Origin of the sequence: Actinomadura sp. NPDC048032, assembly GCF_040653175.1 — a bacterium.
GTDB lineage: Bacteria > Actinomycetota > Actinomycetes > Streptosporangiales > Streptosporangiaceae > Spirillospora > Spirillospora verrucosospora.
The window spans coordinates 1-7,406 of record NZ_JBEZJP010000410.1 but is presented as its reverse complement, the minus strand read 5'-3'; the positions used below and the strand labels follow the sequence as shown (position 1 = coordinate 7,406).

Sequence of the window (7,406 nt, the reverse complement as noted above, 5' to 3'; positions counted from 1 at the left end):
CGAGCCTTCCCTGCGGGTCATCCTCGCCAACGGTGGCGTGCACGACGGGCGTGCCCGCGGCGAGGATCGCTTCTGGATCGACCTCACCGCCGTTCCTGAACTTCTCCACCTGGGTGGGCCATTCCAGGCGCTCCACCCATCGCCACATGTGGTGGAGGTCCACCGTCCAGGCGTCCCGCTCGCCGGGCTCCCAGGCGATGAGGCGCGTGCCGGGCGAGGCCAGGTCCTTGATGACGACGGGTTCGGCCTTCGTCCGGGGCCGGGTCCACGGCGGGTCCGCGAGCAGCGGCGGCAGGGCGTCGCCGGACGCCTCCGGGACCCGGACGGTGGTCTCGCGGAGCGCGCCGATCACCGCGCGCGACTCCTCCGGAAGCTCCGGCAGCGTCTCCTCCACCAGCTCGGGGTGGGTGAGCAGGTGGGCCCGCAGCAGGTCCTCCGCCTCCGGCGTCCGCGCGGCCGGGGCGAGCAGGCGCAGCGCCCGCCGCGGATACGCCCGCGCGGCGGCGATCAGCGCGGGCTGGACGTACCTGTGGCTGATGCGGTCCACGAGCGCTTGGAAGGCCTCGTCCACGGGGAGCCGGGCGAGCACGTCCAGCAGGCTCCGGTAGGTGTCGGTGTCGGTGTACTGGCCATCCAGGGCTCCGGCCACCAGCGGCACCGCACCGGACGGGCCGACGCCGTCCACGAGGGTCGCGACGATGCTCGTCCCCCGGTCGTAGTAGCCGAGCGGCAGGACGGCCGGGTCGGCCTGCTCCTGCTCGCCGAGCGAGCAGAACAGCATCCACCGGTGCACCGAGAAGGGCGGCAGGCCGGCGACCGCCGGGTCGGCGCGGACCTCGTCCACCCAGTCTCCCCTGGTCGGCACCAGGTAGGACACGACCATCCGCTGCATCGGCGTCCGGCGCCGGGTCGCCAGCGCCTCGACGGACGCCGCGTACACGTCGTCGTCGGCGGCGGCCAGCAGGGCGCGCAGGTGCCGTGCGGCGCTCTCCTCGGACCACCACTCGCGGTAGTTGCCGGGCGTCCCGGTCCAGCGCACACCGGTCCAGGTCGCCTGGCTCCCCGCCTGCCGGTAGTCGCTCGTGACCTCGGGCAGCTCGGCGTAGGCGGCCGCCGCGAACGGCAGGCCGTGCTCGGCGGCCCAGGCGTCCCGGAACGGGTCCTTCCCGCCGAGTTCGAGCAGGCCGCGCTTGGACACCGCGACGGTCGCGACCACCGCCGCGCCCAGCGCGTCGGCCTCGCCCTTCAGGTAGGCTCGGCCGTGCTCGGCCAGCTCGGGCGGCGTGCCGGGCAGCGCGAGGACGTCCTCGACGCCGGCTCTGGCGGCCTCCACCAGGGACCGCGCCTTCTCCACCGCCGCGGCGTCGATCCGCGCCCGCGGCCACGGCCCCGGCCGGTCCCGGCGGGGATGGGCGACCCGCCGCCACGCGTCCGGCATCTCCCAGGTGTTCTCGTCGGCCGCCCCCGGCCCCGCAGTCGCCATGAGGCCACACCGTAGGGGAGATCACCGACAAAGGGGATCAAGAGCCGGAGCGCATGTCCCGCTCGACGGCGTCGGCGGCCTTGCGGGCGGCGACCAGGACGGGGTCCCAGACGGGCGCGAACGGCGGCGCGTAGCCGAGGTCGAGGCCCGTCATCTCCTCGACCGTCATCCCGTTCCACAGCGCGATCGCCAGGCCGTCGACGCGCTTGGCGGCGTTCTCCTCGCCGACGATCTGCGCGCCGAGCAGCCGGCCCGAGCGGCGCTCGGCGATCAGCTTGGTCGTCATCGCGGCGGCGCCCGGGATGTACCCGGCCCGGGTGGTGGACTCGACGGCGACGCTCAGCGTCTCGAACCCGGCCGCGGCCGCCTCGGCCTCGTTCAGCCCGGTCCGCGCGACCTCCACCCGGCAGATCTTGGAAACGGCAGTGCCGACCACACCGGGGAAGGTGGCGTAGCCGCCGCCGATGTTGATGCCGGCCACGCGGCCCTGCTTGTTGGCGTGCGTGCCGAGCGCGATCGCGACCGGCGCGCCCGAGACCAGGTGGCGGGTCTCGACGCAGTCGCCCGCCGCCCACACCCCTTCGGTGCGGGTGCGCATCCGCCGGTCGGTGACGATCCCGCCGGTCGGGCCGGTCTCGATCCCGGCCCGCTCGGCCAGTCCGGAGGCCGGCCGCACGCCGAGCCCGAGGACGACCAGGTCAGCGGGCAGCGTGCGGTCCCGCGTGCGGACCGCGGTGACGCGCCCCTCCGGGGAGGTGTCGAAGCCCTCGACCGGCTCCCCCAGGTACAGCCGCACGCCGATGCCGCGCATCGCGTCCGCGACGATCGCGCCCATGTCCGGGTCGAGGGTGCGCATCGGCTGGTCGGCGAAGTCCACGAGCGAGACCTCCAGGCCGCGCATCACCATCGCCTCGGCCATCTCCAGGCCGATGTAGCCGCCGCCCACCACGACGGCGCGGCGCGGGTCCCGCTCCTCGACGGCGCGGCGGATCGCCACGCCGTCGTCGAGGATCTGGACGCCGTGGACGCCCTCGGCGTCCACGCCGGGCAGGTCCGGGCGGGTGGGGACGGCGCCGGTCGCGACCACGAGCCGGTCGTAGGGCTCCCAGCGCTCGCCGCCGCCGTCGAGGGAGCGGATCCGCACCCGGCCGCCGCCCGTGTCGATCTCCACGGCCTCGGTGCGCAGCCGCAGGTCGATGCCGCGCTCCCGGAACTCGGCGGGCGTGCGGGCGACGAGCGCGTCGAGCCCGTCCACCACGCCGCCGACGAAGTAGGGGATGCCGCACGCCGAGTAGGACGCGTGGCGCCCGCGCTCCACGGCGACGATCTCCAGGTCCTCGGGGCCGCGCAGCCTGCGGGCCTGGGACGCGGCGCTCATCCCCGCGGCGTCGCCCCCGATGACGAGCAGGCGTTCACGTGCGGCCATGCCGTTTCCTCCCGATTGCCGGTGCTGCCCGAAAGATCGGCTCACTCCAGACCGTAGACCCGGCGGGCGTTGCCGGAGGCCACCAGCCCCGCGACCCGCTCGGCGTCGCGGGCCGTCCAGGCTCCGTCCTCCACTCCCCCGGCAAGGAACCCGGCGAGCCCGCGCCGGAACAGCAGCGCCCCGAGGTGGTAGAGCTCGGCCAGCCCGAACGCGTCCGAGGAGTACAGCACCTTCCCGAACGGCGCCAGCTCCAGCAGCTCGGCGATGAGCGCGGGCGACCGGTGCCCGAGGTTGTGGGTCGCCAGGCCCGCGTCGACGTGCACGTTCGGGAGCACCTGCGCCAGGTACCCGGCGTGCCGGTGGAACGGGTAGTTGTGCAGCAGCATCGCGGGGACGGGGGCCATGGCGCGCAGCAGCTCGATGAGCAGCAGCGGGTCGCCGCGGCGCAGGTCGGCGTCCACGTCCCCGTAGCCGACGTGGAACTGGACGGGCACCCCGGCGTCCACCGCGCACCAGACGAGGAACCTGTGCAGGGTCTCGTCGCACACGCGCGGCGGGGCGCCGACGCTCTCCGCCGCGCGCATCAGCCGCCCGGCCGCGCCGGCGACCTCCGCCTCCGGCGGCCGCACCCCCGACAGCTCCAGCCCGGCCCGGTACGCGGCGATCGACTTGGCCCCCACGGCGCCCGCGGCGAACGCGGCGTGGAGCCGGGAGCGCACCTCCCCGGCGAACCGGCCCGCCTCGACGCCGTCCGCGGCCACCCGCTCCGCGACGGTCTCCAGCCGCACGATCTCGTGCGCCCTCGCCCCGGCCAGCCGGCCGAGGGCGGGCGGGTCGAGGATCGCCTCCGGCGTGTAGCCGGTGTCCACGCAGAGCACGTCCAGCCCGGCGGCCGCCAGGAACCGCCGGTTCACCTCGGCGGCGCCCAGCTCGGCCCGGCGCGCCAGGTACTCCTCGGGCTCGGCGTGGGCGCCCAGCCCGAGGACGGGCGGGCACCAGCGCCGCAGCGCGAACCCGACCTGGGTGTCGAACATGCTCACGCCGGGCGGTCCCGCGGTCTCCGCTTCGGTGAGCGCCTCCTCGAACGCCGTCCTGCCGAGGTCCTCGCCGAGGACACCGTGGCAGTGGTGGTCGACCAGCCGCAGCGACTCCAGATACTCCAGCACGGCTCCCGCATCCTCCCTGAAACGCGACTGCGTTCTCCCTACGATGCCTTTACGGAGCGTGTTCACCTCCGCCGCCACCCGACCAGGAGCCAGCAGCCGTGGAACCCACCTCGCACACCTCCCCGCAAGGCGGCGACGCCGGAGAGCAGGCCCTCGACGGGCACGACCGGGCCCGGATGGGCGCCCGCGCGGCCGAGGCGGCACGCAGGATGGCCGGCGAGGGCATCGTCGCCGTCGCGCTGACGTGGGTGGACGTCAGCGGGATCACCCGCACCAAGACCGTCCCGGTGGAGCGGCTGGAGCACGCCGCGGCGTGGGGCGTCGGGATGTCCCCGATATTCGACGTGTTCCTGCTGGACGACTCGATCGTGTCCGGGCGCCACATCGGCGGCCCGACCGGCGACCTGCGGCTGCACCCCGACCTGGACCGGCTCGTCCCGCTGGCCGCGCTGCCGGGCTGGGCGCACGCGCCCGCGGACCGCTACGCCCAGGACGGATCCGTCCACCCGCTGGACGCGCGGGCCCTGCTGCGCCGCGAGGCCGACCGGCTCGCCGGGCTCGGCTACGCGGTGAAGGCCGCGTTCGAGATCGAGTGGGCGGTGTCGGACGGCGACGGCGAGGACTTCTCCCCGGCCTGCAAGGGCCCCGCGTACGGGATGACGCGGATCACCGAGCTGGCCGACTACCTGCGTGACCTTCTGAAGTCCCTCAAGGCGACGGGCGTGAGGGTCGTCCAGCTGCACCCGGAGTACGCGCCCGGGCAGTACGAGGTGTCGGTGGCCGCCGAGGACCCGGTCGGCGCGGCCGACACCGCCGTGCTCGTCCGGGAGACGATCCGGGCGGTGACGATCCGGCACGGGATGGCCGCCTCGTTCTCCCCCAAGGTGGAGGCCGACTCGGTCGGCAACGGCGCGCACGCCCACCTCAGCCTGTGGCGGGACGGCACGGCGGACGGTGCGGCGGGCGGCGCGGTGAACGCGATGGCGGGCGGCCCCGGACCGTACGGGATGACGGCGGCCGGGGAGGCGTTCGCCGCGGGCATCCTGCGCCGGCTGCCCGCGCTGCTGGCGGTCGGCGCGCCGTCGGTGGCGAGCTACCTGCGGCTGGTCCCGTCGCACTGGTCGGGCGCGTACGCGTGCTGGGGGCTGGAGAACCGGGAGGCCGCGCTGCGGTTCGTGACGGGGGCCGAGGGCGAGCGGGCCACCGCCGCGAACCTGGAGGTCAAGTGCCTGGACGCCGCCGCCAACCCGTACCTGCTGCTGGCGGCGCTGCTCTCGGCGGGGCGGGACGGCCTCGGCGCCGGCCTGAGGCTGCCGGAGCCGGTCGACGTGGACCCTGCGGGCCTGGCGGAGGAGGAGCGCGCCGCGCGGGGCATCGCCCCGCTGCCGGCGTCGCTGGCCGAGTCGGTCGCGGCGTTCGAGGCCGACGCCGTCCTGCGCGAGGCGCTCGGCGAGGCCGTCACCGACACGGTGGCGGCGGTGCGGCGCGGGGAGATCGCGCTGCTGGACGGGGCGACGCCGCAGCAGGTGGCCGCCGCCACCCGCTGGCGGCACTAGCGGGCGCTCCGGTCCTCCGCCGCGCCCGCCCGCCGCGACCTACCATTTACTGATCGACCGCGGGACCGGAGGCTCGGGCAATGCGCATCACCGGATACAAGAGCCATGGGGTGGCGGCCGCCGCCGCGCTGGTCAACGCCGCGACGGCGGCCGACGGGGACGACTCCCCCGACGCGCTGCGCCGCCTCCTGCGGGACAACCAGTTCTTCTGGCAGGAGTTCGAGGACGCCGACGCCGCCGACTTCCGGCGCTGGGGGCGGGTCCTGCGCCCCTTCTTCGAGGCGGCCCGGCTGGAGGAGGCGACGGCGATGCTGAACCGGCTGATGCTGGAGATGCCGATGCACCCGCACCTGGCCGACCACGAGCCGCACGGCCTGCACATGCACTACGCGCCACCGTCGTCCCGCCTGGTGGAGCGGTTCCGGGCGACCACGCTGATGAACCTCGCCGAACTGATCGTCGAGCACGGGCTCGGCCGGACGGGCGTCTGCGCCGCCGACGGCTGCGACCGCGTGTACGCCGACACCTCGCGGGCGGGGCGGCGCCGGTTCTGCTCGGAGTCCTGCGCGAACCGGACGAACGTCGCCGCGTTCCGCGCCCGCCGGCGGGAGTGACCCGCGCCCTCCGCTCCCGAACCCAGCCTTTTTGTGATCTTTGTCCATCCCTGTGACCTTTGCCCGCCTGCGGGAATGACAGAGCGCATGTCGCTCGTGTTCTTCCGCCGCCGCTCCGGCGAAGGTGATCGCGGCGGCCGCTCGCCGCTGCGGGTGGCCACGGAGGTGCGGTCCACCGCGTACCGCATCGCCCGCCTGACGATCACCGCCACGCTGGCGTTCGTGCTGGCCCTCGCGGTGCTGCCGGTCGGCGGGCCGCAGCCGCTGCTGGCGCCGCTGACCGCGCTGCTCGTCGTGCAGTTCTCCGTCTACCAGACGATCAAGGCGAGCGTCCTGCGGGTCGCCGCCGTCACCTCGGGGGTGCTGATCGCGGTGCTGGCCGCGGGCACCATCGGGTTCTCCTGGTGGACGCTCGGCCTGACGATCCTCGCCGCCCTGGTCATCGGGCACGCGCTGCGCCTCGGCGAGCACGTGCTGGAGGCGCCGATCTCAGCGATGCTGATCTTCGCGCTGGGGTCGGCCAGCGAGGCGGGCGCCGCCGACCGCGTCCTGGAGACGCTGATCGGCGCCGCCACCGGGCTGGCGGCGACGCTGCTGGTGCCGACGGTGCGGGTGCGGCCCGCCGAGGAGGCCGTCCAGGACGTCACCGAGAAGCTGCGGGAGCTGATCTCCGACATCGCCGACGGGCTGCGCGGCGAGCGCGCCCAGGGTGAGGCCGCCCGCTGGCAGGCGGAGGCCGAGCGGCTCGCCCGCGAACTCGGCCGCACCGACCGGGAACTCGGCGCCGCCGAGGAGAGCGTCCGGCTCAACCCGCGGACGCGGGCGCGGCGGCTCATCGACGCCGGCGTCGCCCTGCGCAACGCCATGGAGACGCTGGAGCACTTCACGCTGTCGCTGCGGGGGCTCACCCGGTCCCTGGCCGACGACGAGCGGCTCGGCGACCGGGGCCGGCTGCTGACCGACCCCGAGCTGCGCCGCGAGCTCGGCGACGCGCTGGCCGGGATCGCGGCCAGCGTCGCCTCCTACGGCCGGCTGGCCCGCTCCGACCTGACCCGCGACGCCCGGCCGTTCCTCGCCGAGCACGAGCTGGAGGTCGAGCAGCCGGCGGCGGCGGTGCTCCAGCTCGCCGGCCTCCTGCTCGCGGGCCTTGGTGTAGCCCTC

Annotated in this window: 6 protein-coding genes; 3 read left to right on the top strand and 3 right to left on the bottom strand. The window is 75.4% G+C overall.

Annotated elements, in window-relative coordinates; all coding sequences use genetic code 11:
- From AB0C69_RS34685 to AB0C69_RS34675, 3 genes are all read right to left on the bottom strand, one after another.
- Positions 1–1,483, bottom strand: a 1,483-nt coding sequence (locus AB0C69_RS34685) for a hypothetical protein (protein ID WP_360359356.1), incomplete at its 3' end; no start/stop codon positions are given.
- 37 nt (positions 1,484–1,520) lie between these two features.
- Entirely contained in the window at positions 1,521–2,909 is a 1,389-nt protein-coding gene (locus AB0C69_RS34680; RefSeq protein WP_345182491.1) for an FAD-dependent oxidoreductase, read from the bottom strand.
- 41 nt (positions 2,910–2,950) lie between these two features.
- On the bottom strand, positions 2,951–4,075 hold the full coding sequence (locus tag AB0C69_RS34675; RefSeq protein WP_353834759.1) for an amidohydrolase family protein: 1,125 nt from the start codon (positions 4,073–4,075) through the stop codon (positions 2,951–2,953).
- A gap of 98 nt (positions 4,076–4,173) precedes the next feature.
- Between AB0C69_RS34675 and AB0C69_RS34670 the strand changes: the two genes are divergently transcribed.
- The 3 genes from AB0C69_RS34670 to AB0C69_RS34660 form a co-directional block, all read left to right on the top strand.
- Positions 4,174–5,631 carry a glutamine synthetase family protein gene (locus AB0C69_RS34670; protein ID WP_360359352.1) on the top strand — a complete coding sequence of 486 codons (1,458 nt, stop codon included), beginning with the start codon at positions 4,174–4,176 and terminating at the stop codon, positions 5,629–5,631.
- A gap of 80 nt (positions 5,632–5,711) precedes the next feature.
- Positions 5,712–6,245, top strand: a complete 534-nt coding sequence (locus AB0C69_RS34665) for a CGNR zinc finger domain-containing protein (protein WP_345182485.1) — start codon at positions 5,712–5,714, stop codon at positions 6,243–6,245.
- A 75-nt stretch (positions 6,246–6,320) separates the two neighbouring features.
- On the top strand, positions 6,321–7,406 hold a 1,086-nt coding region (locus AB0C69_RS34660; RefSeq protein ID WP_360359349.1), incomplete at its 3' end, for an aromatic acid exporter family protein.